The following is a 14,810-nucleotide window of genomic DNA, read 5'->3' on the forward strand; positions in this document are numbered from 1 at the left end:
ATCCATGATATTCTTGCATGTCTGTGATTCGCCGCCGGTATTGTTATGTTTTCTCCGTTGTCGTTGTTTACTGCCTTATTAAAATGGCCTTTAAGGCTGTTAGTAAAGTTTAAAGTTGTACCTGGCAACCCTGTCAGTGAACTGGCGCTGGATGTGAACCGGCCTATTTTCTATATTTGCCATACTGAGTCGGCCAGCGATCTGGCGACATTGCGTCGGGTATGTCAGAAGTTGACGCTGCCAGATCCACTGCTCCCCGTTTCACTGGCAGGACAACAACTGCCCCGCACCCTGTTTTTGGCTAAGCCCCATAGTGTTATTGGCGCCAGATCAAAAACCCGGGCGCTGGAGCAGGGCCAACACCTCTTGCAGCTGCATCTGGCCGACCCTGAATTGAATGCGCAGCTGGTCCCTGTCGCCATATTGTGGGGACGGGCGCCCGGCAAGGAAAACAGTATCAAATGGCTACTCGGCGAGGCAAATGCGCCACACTGGCTGGCTAAATTGTTAATTGTACTGGTATCTGGTCGTCACACCTTGGTCCGCTTAAGCCGCGCAGTATCTCTTAACCAGATGGCAGCAAAGTTTGGCGACAAACAAGATACGGCGCGCAAGCTACTGAGGATGTCACGGTTTCATTTTTACCGGCAAAAACTGGCGGCAACCGGACCAAAACTGGTCAATCGCAGTCAGCTGTTTAATGCTTTGCTGGCATCACCGGCATTAAAACAAGCTATTGAAGATGAAGCCCGCAGTAAAAAAATCTCTGTAAAGGTTGCCCGGAACGAGGCACATAAGTTATTGCAGGAAATCGCTGCCGATTATCGGGAGTCTACTTTGCGGGTTGGCGACAGAGTCCTGAGCTGGCTCTGGAAAAAGCTATATAGCGGCATCAAAATTAATAATGCCGATATGTTGCGCGATCTGGCGCAAAAAGGCCATGAGATTGTCTACGTGCCTTGTCATCGTAGTCATATGGATTACCTGTTGCTGAGCTATGTCATTTATCATCAGGGTTTGGTACCACCTCATATCGCAGCCGGTATTAATTTAAATTTCTGGCCGGCCGGGACTATTTTCCGCCGCGGTGGCGCTTTTTTTATCCGGCGAAGTTTTAGCGGCAATAAATTGTACTCAGCAGTGTTTCGCGAATACCTGAGTCAGTTATTCAGTAAAGGCTATGCCGTTAAGTATTACTCAGAGGGTGGCCGCAGCCGCACCGGCCGGCTGTTGCAACCGAAAACCGGCATGCTGGCAATGACGGTGCAGTCAATGTTACGTGGTATTGAACGCCCGGTAACCCTGGTACCGGTTTATCTGGGCTATGAGCATGTGATGGAGGTCAGCACCTATGTCAACGAGTTACAGGGTTCTGGTAAGAAAAAAGAATCGATCGGTGGCGTATTAAAGGCCATCAGGAATTTGCGCGACTACGGCTACGGCTATGTCAATTTTGGTGAGCCCATTCAGCTTAACCAGTACCTTAACCAGCAGGTAAGCAACTGGAAAAGCAGTATTCACCCACTGGAGGTACAGAAACCTAACTGGCTTAATCCGGTGGTCGCCAAGCTGGCCAACCAGGTGATGCAGCATATTAATCAGGCAGCCGCCCTCAATGCCACCAACCTGATTGCGCTCAGCATTCTTGCTACGGACAAACATATTCTGACCAGGCATGAGCTGACCCAGCAACTCGACTTATATCTTAATTTGCAACGTCAGGTGCCTTATCACCCTCATGTCAGCCTGCCGGAAGGCGATGCTGACAGCCTGATTAACCATGCCCTGGCGTTACAGAAAGTGCAAAGCAGCACCGACGGTTTTGGCGAGCTGATTGGTTTTAGCGAAGATCACAGCATTCTGGCGACTTATTACCGGAATAACGTGCTGCATTTATTTATGCTGCCCTCATTGTTGGCCTCAGCGGTGTTGCATCAGCGCACTATCAGCAGTCAGCAGCTACTTGGTTATATAGAGCAGTTGTATCCATTACTGCGTGCAGAATTGTTTTTATATGTCAGCTCACTACATACCTACTGTCAGGCATTGCTGCAATTTATGACCGAACAAGGTTTAATCGAGTGCGAAGGCGACAATTACTGCGCGCCGGCTCAGCAAAGCCGCCAATACTTTAAATTAAGCCTGCTGGCTCACAATGCCGAAGATACCCTGCAACGCTATGCCATAGTGCTGAATCTGCTCCAGGCGCAGGGGCCTCTAAGCCGCCCTGAACTGGAACAACGTGGCCACCAACTGGCCCAGCGGTTACTTAATCTGCATGGCATTGTCGCACCTGAATACTATGATAAAGGGCTGTTTACCACGCTGATAAATGCATTAAAAGACGCAGGATTAAGCCATACCAACAGTAGTAATCAGGTTTGCAGCACTCTTCGTCTGGAGCAACTTACTCAGACTGTCAACACCTTGCTGCGCCATGATATTCTGCAAAGCCTGCAGAGCATTATGCCGCAGCAGGAGGCGTCTTAGCGGGCGCTGGCGTACTGGCGAATCACTCCTTCCTGCATGGTTGATGCAACCAGTTCGCCACTGCGATTGAAAAACTGGCCCCGCACCAGGCCCCGCCCCCCGCTGGCCCGCGGGCTGTCTACTGCATATAGCAACCAGTCATCGAAACGGAAGTCCTGATGAAACCACATGGCGTGGTCAATTGTCGCCACCTGCATATTCGCAGCCATAAATGACGCTCCGTGCGGCTGCAATGCGGTAGGCAAAAAGTTAAAATCAGAGGCGTAAGCCAGTAAGTATTTATGTACCCGGATATCATTGGGCATATTACCGTTAGCCTTAAACCAGACATAGCGTTTAGGCGCACTGATTTGCGGCTGAAACGGATTCTGAAAATCTACCGGCCGCATCTCGATTGGCTTTTCACAAATAAACTTACTGCGCAATGCCTCCGGGATCAGCGAAGCATGCTGCTGATAAAAAGCTAAATCGGAAACCAGTTCATCTGGTCCGGGTACCTCAGGCATAGGATCGTGATGGCTGAACCCTTGCTCTTCCGTCTGAAAAGATGCTGTCATATAAAAAATAGGTTTACCATACTGAATGGCACTAACCCGGCGGGTACTGAAGCTTTTACCATCCCTGATGTTTTCGACCTCGTACACTATCGGTTTACTGGCATCACCCGGCCGTAAAAAATAAGAGTGAAATGAATGCACCTTACGTTCTTCGGTCAGGGTTTCTTTCGCCGCTGACAGCGCCTGGCCCATAACCTGACCACCGAAAACCGCTTTAAAACCTAAGTCCTGACTTTGCCCACGGTACAGCCCCAACTCAATCGTCTCCAGTTTTAACAACGACAACAAATTTTCTAATACCTGACTCATTCAGCGGGCCCTTTTGCTACACTTTGCAGTCTCTATTCTGCCGCAAAGCAAGGTGCCTGGCAAAGATGAACTACTGGTTATTTAAAACTGAACCGGACGAATGCAGTATTGACGATTTTGCCAATGCACCCGACACGCCTGTAGTCTGGGAGGGAGTCCGTAATTATCAGGCCAGAAACTATCTGCGGGATGATGTTAGGGTTGGCGATCAGGTTTTTATCTACCACTCCAGTTGCAAAGATATAGGTATCGCCGGTATTGCCAGAGTGGTCAGGGCGGCTTACCCTGATCCGAGTCAATTTGACCACAGCAGTATTTATTTTGATCAGAAATCGACAACCATCAATCCACGCTGGATAGCGGTTGATTTACTGTTTGTTAGTAAATTTCCCCAACTCATCCGACTGGACAAACTGAAAACTTTAGCTACTCTGATAGAGTTGCCCTTGGTACGCAAAGGCAACAGACTTTCTGTTATGCCTGTTACCTGTGCAGAGTGGCGAACCATTTCAGCGCTAACCTGACCGGCCTGACTGAATCCCAAAACGTAAATCCATGTAGTTGGAGCCAGGTATGATTCAAGAGCGGCGCCAGACGGATAAGGATATGCATTATTTCTGGGACGAACTCAATTTAGCACAGAAGTTTTCTGTAGCAGAGTTGCAGCGATTCGGCTATGAGTTAAGGTTTGTCCGGCAACAAAACAATCACAAAGTGGCGGTATTGTTTGCTGGTAACAAGATGGCAGCCATAGACAGCGAAGGTCAAATTGACACTGAGCCCACGGTTGCCTTAAGGCATTAACGTCATTACATCACTAAATAGCCGGCCTTTGCCGGCTTTTTTATATCAGAGCTATTTAGCCAGATCTGCTGCTATGTAAGCAGCAACCTGTTGTTCCAGCACTGCCAGCGGCACACTACCATTACTTAGCACCACGTCATGAAAACGACGAATATCAAATTTGTCAGCCAGCTTTTGCTCAGCTTCCACTCTCAGCCGCCTGATGGTCAGCTCACCTAATTTGTAAGACAATGCCTGAGCTGGCCAGCTGATATAACGGTCAATTTCCGTCATCACATTGTGCATGGACAGCGCAGTATTCTCGGCCAGAAAATCAATAGCCTGCTGTCTGCTCCAGCCCATACTATGCATGCCGGTATCAACTACCAATCGTGCAGCACGCCACATCTCATAAGTTAAACGGCCAAAGTCAGCATAAGGGTCGTCATAAAAGCCCATTTCCAACCCAAGATATTCTGCATATAAGCCCCACCCCTCACCAAAGGCAGAGGTATAAAAACTACGCCGGTAATCAGGCAGGCTGGCTTGTTCGCGGGCCAGCGATATTTGTAAATGGTGTCCTGGCACTGCCTCATGCAACGTTAGTGCTGGCATTTCATATAAAGGCCGGCGATTCAGCGCATAAGTATTTACCCAATAATAGCCTGCCTGTTCATCCCGTGAGGCTCCGGAATACCTGCCAGTGGTGTACTTAGGCGCGATTTCTGCCGGCACCGGCACTACACCATAAGGCGTTCGTGGCAACGTTTTAAATAAACGGGGCAATTCGGCATCGGCTTTCTTGGACAACCAGGCAGCATAACGCATCAACTCCTGCTCAGACTGCGGATAAAACTGCGGATCAGTACGCAAAAAGTGAATAAATTCGGCAAAGCTGCCAGTAAATTCCAGTTGCTCAATAATCGCCTGCATTTCAGAGCGAATCCGCTTTACTTCAGCTAAGCCGGTATCGTGAACCTGCCGGGGCGTCAATTTGAGGGTGGTATAGTGCTCCAGCCTGTTCTGGTAAAATGCGGCACCATCTGGCAAAGCGCTGGCGGCGATAGAACTGCGGGCGCCAGGAATATATTCCTGCACCATAAACTCATAAAATGCCTGATATGCCGGATTCACCTCATTGACAATCAACTGCTGCGCTCTGGCTTGCAGCTGTTGCCACTCCGAGTTATTAATAGTGTCGGGTCTGGTCAAAAAAGGCCGGTAAAACACGCTCGCTGGCATATCTTCAGTGATATAAGAGCTGATGCTATGCTCAAAGCCCGTCAGCACGGCTTTCGGCTGGGTAATGCCACTGAGCAACCCCTGGCGCATCCAGTCTGTTTGTTGTTGCATATACAGCGGCACGGTCGCCAGCTTCTGCAGATAGTTTTCATAATCCGCTTTTTGCTGCAGGCCGGTTCGCTGCAATAGCATGGCTACCGATGTATGAAAGCCAGACTCTGAAGTCAGCGGGGTAAGGTGAGCATTAAACCGGTACTCATCTATGTGATCAGCTAACCGGTACTGCAATATGGCGTGATTAATCTGGTTTTGTTCTGATAATTGTGCCACATCCACTTGCAGCAATTGTTGTTGCCACTCAAGTCGCTTTTGCTGTCTTACACTCAGTGCTGCCGGCGACATATCGGGTAAGCGGTCTGGTTCGCTGGCAGCTAACCTGGTTTCTGCCTGCCAGATTTGCTCTGCCAACTGGCTAAAACGCTGGTTCGGATCAGTCTGCAATGGGACCACTGCGCAACCTGCCAAACCAGCCAGTAAAGTAATGATGAGAAGCAAAATACGCATTTTGTTGTTCCTTTGAGGTGCTTGTCCTTCGATTGTAACCCGATTTACCCCGGAAGAAAGCCAGTTAAACTGACAAAACCGGCAACTGAACCGACATTTTCCGATCTGTTTGCCGCTATTTTCAGCGACTGAACGATTTTGTTTACATAGCAGGTTGCCTGCGAGCCGGATTCGGTTACTATGGGAGCCGCATCTAATAAAGTGATTGGCCCCGGAGCTATACATCGTCTTATGAAGTATAAGGATTCGCTGCAACAAGCGCTGGAAAAAGCGGGCTTAGTAAAAGCTTTCCTGCAGCACAACCAACTTGCTATCCACCCAATCAATTATGCGGTGGTATACGATTATATAAGCGGCAATAATGCTGGTCTGTGTCAGGCTATTGAGCAAAAACTGGCCAGCAAAACGGCATTAGATGATTTTATTATGGCCGAATTGTATCAACGCTGGCTGGCCGACGAAAATGCCGAACAAGAACAGCTGCTGCAAGAGGTCACCGGTATTGTTGGCCGGTTATCAGGTTATACCGATTTGGCGGCTGAAGCGACAGGTCAGTTTATCCAGCAACTGGAACAACAATTAGATAATTTAGCTGCAGCTCCTGCCAAGCTGGTAGATATTGCCGGCGTTATTAAGTCTCAGGCGCAGTCTTATCAACTACAACAACAACAATTACATAACCAGCTGGCGATGGCTAATAAGCAAAGCCATCAGCTGCGCCATGAACTGGAGCAGCTGAAATTACAGCGGATGCAGGATCCTCTCACTGGCCTGTATAACCGAATTGCCATGCAAAATCAGGTTGATCTCTGGTTAACTGAGCAGCCGGATCGCCGAATTGCAGCTATTGTTGTCGACATAGATCACTTCAGTCGGTTTAATCAGGATTATGGCCAGACCATTGGCGATGTAATCTTAAGCAAAGTGGCGCGTAAAGTCGGTAGTTATGTCCAGGCCAGCGGCATGCCGGTGCGTTCAGGTGGTGAAGAGTTTTTATTGTTACTGCCTGATATTGATTTACGTACCGCCAATGAAATTGCTGAACAAGTGCGTAAAGGTGTCGAAAAACTGCGATTTGTATCATCCCGCGATAAAAAAAGCCTGCCTAAAGTCACTATATCTCTCGGCGTAGCGTTGTTTCAGGCGAAAGAAAGCTGGTATCAGTTTCTGGCCCGCAGTTCACAAGTGTTGAAACTGGCGAAAGAGCGCGGACGCAATCAGGTGGCAGATGAATTAATGTTGCAAGCTGGCTGAACCCTAAACCATCAGTCCCGTATATAAGCAGCAGTTGGCTAGCGCAGCCAATTCTTTTACACTAACCATTCTTTTTAGCGCTGAAACAGGCAACCTGATGACTGAACCTAAACACGATACGACCCATTTCGGATATAAAACCGTTCCTGCAGCTGAAAAAGTCTCGCTGGTGGCAAATGTGTTTCATTCAGTTGCCGCCAAATACGACATTATGAATGACGTTATGTCACTGGGTATTCACCGCTTATGGAAGCGTTTTACTCTTGATTGCAGCGGCGTAAGACCCGGCCAGCAAGTACTTGACCTGGCAGGTGGTACCGGTGATATTGCTGCCCTGTTCTCGCGCCGGGTGGGCCCGTCTGGCAAAGTGGTGCTGGCTGATATCAACGAGTCTATGCTGAATGTTGGTCGCGATAAACTTCGCGATTTAGGCTTGATTAATAACATTGAATTCGTGCAGGCGAATGCCGAAGCTCTGCCGTTTGCCGACAATAGCTTTGATATTATCAGTATTGGTTTTGGCCTTAGAAACGTAACAGACAAGGCTGCCGCGTTAAAATCGATGTTCCGGGTGCTGAAACCCGGCGGCCGCCTGCTGGTTTTAGAATTCTCCAAGCCTGAGCAACAATGGTTAAGTAAAGTGTACGATATGTACTCCTTTAAGCTGTTACCCGTAATGGGCCAGTTAATCGCCAATGACAAAGAAAGCTATCAGTATCTGGCAGAATCTATCCGGATGCATCCGGACCAGGAAACGCTGAAAACTATGATGGTTGAAGCCGGCTTTGCCGAAGTCAGCTACCACAACCTGACCGGTGGCATTGTCGCCCTGCACCGCGGCTTTAAATTCTGATGTTAACTGCGCTGCTACCACAACTGCTTTGTGCCAGTGCCGAACGCCTGTGCCAGAGTCTGATAAATATGGATAGCGGTGCTATTGCGCGCTTAAAAAGGTTGCAGGGCAAACAATTGGCCTTTACGGTGCGCGAATTTAATGTGCGCTTAGTGGTTACTGCCGGGGCTGATCGCTTACTATTCAACCAGCATAATGAAGTGGTTGACTGCGCCATCAGCACCGACCTGGCCAGTCTGCGCCAACTGCGTGACGCCAGCCAGCTAACCCGGTTAATTAAAGCCGATGCCCTGCAGATTGATGGAGATATTCAGGTTGCTCAACAATACAGTTTTTTTTTGCAAAGTCTGAATCCCGATTGGCAGGAAGCCTTATCCGGCTATGTTGGCGATGCCATGGCCCATAAAATCGCTCTGAGTATCGGCCAGCTACAACAATATATGCAGCAAAAAGCGGGCTTACTTGAGCAAAGCTTCACCATGCTGGCGCAAGACGAGTTATTACTCACTCCCGGCAGCCTTGAATTGCAACAGTTTAGCCAGGATGTCAGCGAAATCAGTGCCCGGGTTGACCGGTTGCTCGCCCGTCTGCCTGGCGTTAAGGAGTAACAGGTGCGATTCAGCCGTTTTTACCACATACAGAAAACCTTACTGCAATACGGCCTTGACGAACTCATTCCAGCTACCTGGCAACCCTGGTATGCCCGGGCTATGCGCAAAAGCGCGTTCTGGTTGCGCAACCGTTATCCGAATTATCCGATAGGTAAAAGGTTAAGGCTGGCATTGCAGAGCCTGGGGCCGGTATGGATAAAATTCGGCCAAATGTTATCCACCCGCCGCGATTTATTGCCAGCCGACATTGCTGACGAGCTGGCCAGGCTGCAGGATAAAGTAGACCCCTTTCCAGGCGAACAGGCACAGCAACTAATTGAGCAGGCGCTGGAGCTGACAGATATCAGTGAGCTGTTCAGTAGTTTTAGCGTGACACCCCTGGCATCTGCTTCCATCGCGCAGGTGCATGCCGCCGTGCTGCGCCAGGCTGATGGCAATGACGCCGATGTTGTCATCAAGGTTATCCGGCCGGATATCCGCAAACAGATTATCGCTGATCTTGATTTAATGGACGGTCTGGCAGCTATTGCTGCCCGCTACTTACCCGATGGTAAACGCTTGCGGCCACGTGAAGTCGTATCTGAATACCGCAAAACTATCCTCGACGAACTCGACTTGCAGCGCGAAGCAGCAAACGCTATTCAGCTGCGGCGAAATTTTGAAGGTTCTGACTCACTATACATTCCCTATGTATACAGTGATTTCAGCCGGCCGAATGTGATGGTAATGGAACGGATTTACGGCATTCCAGTATCAGACATTGCGGCGCTTAATGCGCAGCATACCGATATGGAATTGCTGGCGAAGCGCGGCGTAGAAGTCTTTTTTACTCAGGTATTTCGTGACAGCTTTTTTCACGCCGATATGCACCCGGGCAATATTTTTGTCTCGCGCGAACACCCTGACAACCCGAAATATATTGGCATCGATTGCGGTATTGTCGGCACCCTGAACAGTGAAGACAAACGTTATCTGGCTGAAAACTTTGTCGCCTTTTTTAACCGCGATTATCGCAAAGTCGCCCAGTTACACCTCGATTCCGGTTGGGTGCCTGTAGACACCAACGTTGAAGAATTTGAAAGTGCAATTCGTACCGTTTGCGAGCCAATTTTTCAAAAGCCGCTGGCAGAGATTTCCTTTGGTCATGTGTTACTGAATTTATTCAGTACCGCGCGGCGGTTTAATATGCAGGTTCAGCCGCAATTAGTATTGCTGCAAAAAACCTTATTGTATGTCGAAGGGTTGGGCCGGCAGCTCTATCCGCAGCTCGATTTATGGAAAACCGCCAAGCCCTTTCTTGAAAGCTGGGTAAAGCAACAGGTGGGCTTACCTGCGTTATGGCGCCAGATAAAAGACAATGCACCTTTCTGGGCTGAAAAGCTGCCGCAAATGCCAACCCTGCTGCACCGCTATCTGGAACAGGGGCCCAAACAGCAGGCAATAATGTTGCAACAACTTCAGTTATTACAGTTACAACAACATAAAGCCAACCGGCAAATTATTGCAGCGGCGCTTGCTGCAGGCACCCTGATAAGTGGTACTATAGCCTTCAGCATCGGCCCACTATGGCTGGCGGGTACGCTGCTGGGCGGGGCTATCTTTTTCGGCGTAAAAGCACTATTGTCATAAACTTGTTGCAAACTAGCGCAGCATTTCAGCACAGATTACAGAGGGTGTTATTATGGGTATTAGCGGCATTAGTATATGGCAGTTACTTATTGTTCTGGCAATTATTGTCTTACTTTTTGGTACGAAAAAATTACGGGGTATTGGTACCGATCTGGGTTCGGCCATTAAGGGCTTTCGCAGCTCTATAAAAGATGAAACGGCAGAAGAAGACAAGCCGGAACAGTTGGCTGAACAAAAGCGCGACCAAAGCGATATTCCGGCTGACAAAGCCAAACATACAGATAAAGAAAAGCACTAAATGGGTTTCTGGGAGCTGTTGGTTATTGCTGTTATTGCCTTACTGGTGCTGGGGCCGGAACGATTACCTGGCGCCATCCGCAGCACCGTAAAAACGATACGTAGCATTAAACAGTTTGGCAGCCAGATGCAGGCAGAGCTTAGCGAAAACCTGCGGGTCCATGAGCTGCATCGGAAATTAAAAGATGCAGAGAGCAAAAACCTGCTTAATCTGACCCCGGATGAGCAAGCTGCGTTAGATGAATTAAGGGCAGCGGCAAAATCCGTTAACCCGCCGCCGGCAGATCTGGCTAAACCAGAAACCAGAGATACTGCAGCAGTGAAAACTGACACTGACACCAAGTCTGTTGAACATAAACATGAAAACTAAACCGGAAGCCGATAGTCTGCTCGGTCATTTGCTGGAACTTCGTAATCGGCTGCTGCGCTGTGTTATCGCAGTGATTGCAGTATTCGCTTGCCTGGCCTATTTTGCCGCTGATATTTATCAGTTGCTGGCCGCACCGCTGATTGCGGTGCTGCCAGAGGGTAGCAGCATGATCGCCACCGACGTTGCAGCGCCTTTTTTTGCGCCATTTAAATTGACCTTTATCGTCGCTATCTGTCTGGCCATTCCGTATATTTTACTGCAGGTGTGGCAGTTTATTGCTCCGGCCTTATATGGCAAAGAGAAGCGACTGGTAGCGCCATTAGTTATCAGCAGCACCCTGCTATTTTACAGCGGCATCGCCTTCGCCTATTTTGTGGTATTTCCACTGGTGTTTGCGTTTTTTACCAGTGTCGCGCCGGCAGGCGTTACCGTGGCTACCGATATCAGCAGCTATCTCGACTTTGTCTTAAAGTTGTTTTTTGCCTTTGGCTTGTCATTTGAAATTCCGGTAGCTATTTTATTGCTGGTCTGGACCGGCACCGTCACCCCGGCCACCCTTGCCAGCAAGCGGCCCTACATAATAGTGGGCGCTTTTGTGCTGGGCATGTTCCTTACCCCGCCTGATGTGTTGTCACAGACTTTGCTGGCCGTACCAATGTGGTTATTATTTGAAGCCGGACTTTGGCTAAGTCGCTTTTATCAACCAAAGCCCGATCCCGAACATGCTGCAGAGGAAGAACAACAATGAACAAACCGTTATGCCTGGCCACTATGCTATTGCTGACAACCAGCAGTTTGCACTCTCAACTGGCCCATGCTGATCAGGTAAATGCTGCCCTTACAGAATGCCGACAGCAACAGAACGCCTTAAAACGGCTGGTTTGCTACGATGAAATCAAGGTAGATACAGCAGTAACCTCAACAAATAGCGCAGTGCAAACCCATAGCCAGGCCCCGGTTCGCCCGGCAGCTGCCAGCAGCCGCCCAACGCCAGCGGTAACTGCCGCGCCAGCCCAAAACGATTTTGGTTTAGAGCATAAAAAAGCAGCGGATAAAGAAACTGACCAATTGTATCTGACGGTCAGCAGCATCAGCTACAGCCCACGTAAAGAACTGATCGTCGGGTTTGATAACGGCCAGACCTGGCGCCAGACTGGCAGAGGAAACTATCAGATAGCCGTAGGTGAGCGTCACTACATCAAACGTGGCATGCTGAATTCTTTTAGCCTGGGTAATGACGACAATAACCGGACCATCAAGGTTCGCCGGGTCGAATAATATGGATAATGCCAAGCCAGGCTGGTTCGACTGCGGGGTAAACCTGTTCAGTGCGCAGTTTGCCGGGGTTGAGCAACAAATATGGCTCCAGGCGCAGCAAGCCGGGGTTAGTAATATGTTGCTTATTGGCTCAGATATCACTGAAAGCCGACAGAATCAACAGTTCTGCAGCAGCCACTCTGGTTGCTTCACTACCGCCGGCGTGCATCCGCATCAGGCGGCTAAAGTAACAGAGGATTGGCTGGCACAACTTAACCACTTACTCGCGCTGCCGGCAGTAGTAGCCGTTGGTGAATGTGGTCTGGACTTCAACCGTGATTTTTCACCACGCCTCGTGCAGCAACAAATATTTGCCAGTCAGTTACAACTGGCAAAACAGCAGAAAAAACCTGTTTATTTACATGAACGTGATGCTTTTGATACGCAGCTAGCCATGCTGACAGAGCAGCAAATAAACCAGGGCGTTGCCCACTGTTTTACCGGCGATAGCAGCCAGCTTAAAGCATACCTTGATTTAGGATTATATATCGGCATTACCGGCTGGCTATGTGATGAACGCCGTGGCCAGAGCCTGCAACAGGCTATCCGCTATCTGCCACTGGACCGGATCCTACTGGAAACCGATGCCCCCTATTTGCTGCCACGTACCATAAAACCCCGCCCCAAATATAATGAGCCGGCGTTGCTGAGCGCCATTGCTGCCGAAGTTTGCCGCCTGAAAAATATCGATAGCCTGCAACTCGCTGCAGTTTGCCGCGACAATGCCCGCAGTTTGTTCAAGCTAACCGGGGAGCAGGCATGAACAGCATACTATGGCTGGCTGCTGGGGCTCTGGCAGGGGCCCTCATCACCGCCATGCTGATTGCATGGCAGTGGCGACGCTGGCAACAGCAACATACTGAGCAGCTTGAGACCAGCATGCAGAGTCATAATCTGGAACTGCAAATTGCCCTGGATGAGCTGGCTGAAAAAAACCGGCTGCTGGAACAACAAAATATGCTGGATACCTTAAGCGGTATTTATAACCGCGCCTGTTTCGATAAACGGTTAAGCAATGAACTGAAACGCAGCCGGCGGGAACAAACCACCTTAGGCCTGGTTTTTGTGGATATCGACCATTTTAAAAAAATTAATGACAGCCATGGCCATTTGGCAGGCGATGCGGCGATCCAACAAATAGCCAGTGTGCTGGCTGCCAGTTTAAAGCGCAGCAGCGATGCGGTATTTCGTTATGGCGGAGAAGAGTTCGCCCTGTTGCTGCCTGGCACTGAACTCGCCGGCTGTATCGAGTTGGCTGAGCACGTTCGGCAGAAAATCAGTGCCACGCCAATCGAGATTGACTCACTTAATTTAAACGTGACGCTCAGCGCTGGCTGTTATGCTGCTGTCGCAGACGCCAATAGTAGCAGCAATGACTATATTGCTGCGGCAGACAGTGCACTGTACCAGGCTAAAAAACTCGGGCGAAACCGCACGGCCAGTGCCAATGCCAATGCCAATGTCAATGTGACCCCCATCATTCAGGAATCAGCAAATGAAAGCTAACCGTTTTTTCCCGGCCAGCAGGCCGCGCCGGATGCGTGAGCACGACTTCAGCCGGCGGTTAATGGCTGAGCATCAACTTACCGTCAACGATTTAATTTATCCGATGTTTATTATCGAGGGTAAAAATCAGCGGCAAACCATTACTTCGATGCCGGGCATCGAGCGCTTAAGTCTGGATTTACTGGTCAGCGAAGCGAGAGAACTGGTGGCACTGGGCATACCAGCCATCGCCCTGTTTCCGGTGACACCGGCTGATTGTAAATCGCTTGAGGCGGAAGAGGCCTGGAATCCGGACGGCCTGGCTCAGCGGGCGGTGCGACTGCTGAAACAACATACCCCTGAGCTCGGCATCATTACCGACGTAGCACTCGACCCTTTTACCACCCATGGTCAGGACGGCATTATTGATGAGCATGGCTATGTTCAGAATGACATCACTACCGCTGCGCTGGTTAAGCAGGCGTTATCACATGCCGAAGCCGGCGCTGATATAGTTGCACCATCAGACATGATGGACGGCCGGATTGGGGCGATCCGGGAAGCCCTGGAAGAAGCTGGTTATGTTAATACCCGTATTCTGGCGTACTCGGCTAAATATGCCTCCAGCTATTATGGCCCGTTCCGGGATGCTGTCGGTTCTGCTGCCAATTTAAAAGGTGGCAATAAGAAGAACTATCAGATGGATCCGGCCAACAGTAACGAAGCGCTGCACGAAGTGGCGATGGATCTGGAAGAAGGCGCCGATATGATCATGGTAAAACCCGGCATGCCCTATCTGGATATTGTGCGCCGGGTAAAGGACGAATTTGGGGTGCCGACTTTTGCTTATCAGGTTAGCGGTGAATATGCCATGCATATGGCAGCTATTGAAAACGGCTGGCTGGCTGAACAGCCGGTAGTTATGGAATCCCTGCTGGCTTTTAAACGGGCCGGAGCCGATGGCATTCTGACTTACTTTGCCAAAAAAGTGGCCATCTGGTTAAAGCAAACTTAACCATCATCATCTTGCACACTTGGCGGAATCAATT

16 protein-coding genes are annotated in these 14,810 nt (G+C 49.6%); 14 read left to right on the top strand and 2 right to left on the bottom strand.

Translation table 11 applies throughout. The features are described 5' to 3' along the window. Positions 1–45: 45 nt before the first annotated feature. Positions 46–2,490 carry a glycerol-3-phosphate 1-O-acyltransferase PlsB gene (gene plsB / locus H141_RS0113950; protein WP_019676899.1) on the top strand — a complete coding sequence of 815 codons (2,445 nt, stop codon included), beginning with the start codon at positions 46–48 and terminating at the stop codon, positions 2,488–2,490. On the opposite strand, the gene tesB is transcribed toward plsB, so the two are convergent. Then, positions 2,487–3,356: an acyl-CoA thioesterase II gene (gene tesB, locus H141_RS0113955; RefSeq protein WP_019676900.1), complete on the bottom strand. Its 870-nt coding sequence runs from the start codon at positions 3,354–3,356 to the stop codon at positions 2,487–2,489. The two genes, plsB and tesB, sit on opposite strands and share 4 nt — an antisense overlap. Positions 3,357–3,421: 65 nt before the next feature. Between tesB and H141_RS0113960 the strand changes: the two genes are divergently transcribed. Together H141_RS0113960 and H141_RS0113965 are read left to right on the top strand one after the other, a co-directional pair. Then, positions 3,422–3,880 (top strand): EVE domain-containing protein, encoded by a 459-nt coding sequence (locus tag H141_RS0113960; RefSeq protein ID WP_019676901.1) that lies wholly within the window; start codon positions 3,422–3,424, stop codon positions 3,878–3,880. A 49-nt stretch (positions 3,881–3,929) separates the two neighbouring features. Beyond that, a complete protein-coding gene (locus H141_RS0113965) occupies positions 3,930–4,160 on the top strand; it encodes a hypothetical protein (protein WP_019676902.1) in 231 nt (76 codons plus the stop codon). A 51-nt stretch (positions 4,161–4,211) separates the two neighbouring features. Here H141_RS0113965 and H141_RS0113970 read toward each other — a convergent pair whose 3' ends face one another. Continuing rightward, positions 4,212–5,945 (bottom strand): DUF885 domain-containing protein, encoded by a 1,734-nt coding sequence (locus tag H141_RS0113970; protein ID WP_019676903.1) that lies wholly within the window; start codon positions 5,943–5,945, stop codon positions 4,212–4,214. Between the two features lie 231 nt (positions 5,946–6,176). Here H141_RS0113970 and H141_RS0113975 point away from each other — a divergent pair, with 231 nt between their 5' ends. The 11 genes from H141_RS0113975 (at position 6,177) to hemB (ending at position 14,776) form a co-directional block, all read left to right on the top strand. Then, on the top strand, positions 6,177–7,199 hold the full coding sequence (locus H141_RS0113975) for a GGDEF domain-containing protein (RefSeq protein WP_019676904.1): 1,023 nt from the start codon (positions 6,177–6,179) through the stop codon (positions 7,197–7,199). Positions 7,200–7,296: 97 nt separating this feature from the next. Continuing rightward, entirely contained in the window at positions 7,297–8,052 is a 756-nt protein-coding gene (ubiE, locus tag H141_RS0113980; RefSeq protein WP_019676905.1) for a bifunctional demethylmenaquinone methyltransferase/2-methoxy-6-polyprenyl-1,4-benzoquinol methylase UbiE, read from the top strand. Further along, the gene (locus H141_RS0113985; RefSeq protein ID WP_019676906.1) at positions 8,052–8,660 is read left to right on the top strand and encodes a ubiquinone biosynthesis accessory factor UbiJ; all 609 of its coding nucleotides are present in this window, start codon (positions 8,052–8,054) and stop codon (positions 8,658–8,660) included. Before ubiE ends, H141_RS0113985 begins: the two co-directional genes overlap by 1 nt. A 3-nt stretch (positions 8,661–8,663) precedes the next feature. Further along, positions 8,664–10,292 (top strand): ubiquinone biosynthesis regulatory protein kinase UbiB, encoded by a 1,629-nt coding sequence (gene ubiB / locus H141_RS0113990; RefSeq protein WP_019676907.1) that lies wholly within the window; start codon positions 8,664–8,666, stop codon positions 10,290–10,292. A gap of 52 nt (positions 10,293–10,344) precedes the next feature. Next, complete coding sequence (gene tatA, locus H141_RS0113995; protein WP_019676908.1) at positions 10,345–10,590, top strand: twin-arginine translocase TatA/TatE family subunit; 246 nt, start codon at positions 10,345–10,347, stop codon at positions 10,588–10,590. Then, positions 10,591–10,959 (top strand): Sec-independent protein translocase protein TatB, encoded by a 369-nt coding sequence (gene tatB / locus H141_RS20310; RefSeq protein WP_019676909.1) that lies wholly within the window; start codon positions 10,591–10,593, stop codon positions 10,957–10,959. Next, positions 10,949–11,707: a twin-arginine translocase subunit TatC gene (tatC, locus tag H141_RS0114005; RefSeq protein ID WP_026349471.1), complete on the top strand. Its 759-nt coding sequence runs from the start codon at positions 10,949–10,951 to the stop codon at positions 11,705–11,707. Before tatB ends, tatC begins: the two co-directional genes overlap by 11 nt. Continuing rightward, positions 11,704–12,237 carry a hypothetical protein gene (locus H141_RS0114010; RefSeq protein ID WP_019676911.1) on the top strand — a complete coding sequence of 178 codons (534 nt, stop codon included), beginning with the start codon at positions 11,704–11,706 and terminating at the stop codon, positions 12,235–12,237. Before tatC ends, H141_RS0114010 begins: the two co-directional genes overlap by 4 nt. A gap of 1 nt (position 12,238) precedes the next feature. Beyond that, positions 12,239–13,039 (top strand): TatD family hydrolase, encoded by an 801-nt coding sequence (locus H141_RS0114015; RefSeq protein WP_019676912.1) that lies wholly within the window; start codon positions 12,239–12,241, stop codon positions 13,037–13,039. Next, positions 13,036–13,782, top strand: coding sequence for a GGDEF domain-containing protein (locus H141_RS0114020; RefSeq protein WP_019676913.1), 747 nt, complete (start codon positions 13,036–13,038; stop codon positions 13,780–13,782). Before H141_RS0114015 ends, H141_RS0114020 begins: the two co-directional genes overlap by 4 nt. Beyond that, a complete protein-coding gene (gene hemB / locus H141_RS0114025; RefSeq protein WP_019676914.1) occupies positions 13,772–14,776 on the top strand; it encodes a porphobilinogen synthase in 1,005 nt (334 codons plus the stop codon). The genes H141_RS0114020 and hemB overlap by 11 nt, the downstream gene beginning before the upstream one ends. Positions 14,777–14,810 lie beyond the last annotated feature (34 nt).

The sequence above is a fragment of the Arsukibacterium perlucidum DSM 18276 genome (assembly GCF_000382165.1).
GTDB classification, from domain to species: domain Bacteria; phylum Pseudomonadota; class Gammaproteobacteria; order Enterobacterales; family Alteromonadaceae; genus Alishewanella; species Alishewanella perlucidum.

Coding starts and splice junctions, on each gene's coding strand:
- plsB (WP_019676899.1), top strand. CDS start 46: ATGTTTTCTCCGTTGTCGTTGTTTACTGCCTTATTAAAATGGCCTTTA.
- tesB (WP_019676900.1), bottom strand. CDS start 3,356: ATGAGTCAGGTATTAGAAAATTTGTTGTCGTTGTTAAAACTGGAGACG.
- H141_RS0113960 (WP_019676901.1), top strand. CDS start 3,422: ATGAACTACTGGTTATTTAAAACTGAACCGGACGAATGCAGTATTGAC.
- H141_RS0113965 (WP_019676902.1), top strand. CDS start 3,930: ATGATTCAAGAGCGGCGCCAGACGGATAAGGATATGCATTATTTCTGG.
- H141_RS0113970 (WP_019676903.1), bottom strand. CDS start 5,945: ATGCGTATTTTGCTTCTCATCATTACTTTACTGGCTGGTTTGGCAGGT.
- H141_RS0113975 (WP_019676904.1), top strand. CDS start 6,177: ATGAAGTATAAGGATTCGCTGCAACAAGCGCTGGAAAAAGCGGGCTTA.
- ubiE (WP_019676905.1), top strand. CDS start 7,297: ATGACTGAACCTAAACACGATACGACCCATTTCGGATATAAAACCGTT.
- H141_RS0113985 (WP_019676906.1), top strand. CDS start 8,052: ATGTTAACTGCGCTGCTACCACAACTGCTTTGTGCCAGTGCCGAACGC.
- tatA (WP_019676908.1), top strand. CDS start 10,345: ATGGGTATTAGCGGCATTAGTATATGGCAGTTACTTATTGTTCTGGCA.
- tatB (WP_019676909.1), top strand. CDS start 10,591: ATGGGTTTCTGGGAGCTGTTGGTTATTGCTGTTATTGCCTTACTGGTG.
- tatC (WP_026349471.1), top strand. CDS start 10,949: ATGAAAACTAAACCGGAAGCCGATAGTCTGCTCGGTCATTTGCTGGAA.
- H141_RS0114010 (WP_019676911.1), top strand. CDS start 11,704: ATGAACAAACCGTTATGCCTGGCCACTATGCTATTGCTGACAACCAGC.
- H141_RS0114015 (WP_019676912.1), top strand. CDS start 12,239: ATGGATAATGCCAAGCCAGGCTGGTTCGACTGCGGGGTAAACCTGTTC.
- H141_RS0114020 (WP_019676913.1), top strand. CDS start 13,036: ATGAACAGCATACTATGGCTGGCTGCTGGGGCTCTGGCAGGGGCCCTC.
- hemB (WP_019676914.1), top strand. CDS start 13,772: ATGAAAGCTAACCGTTTTTTCCCGGCCAGCAGGCCGCGCCGGATGCGT.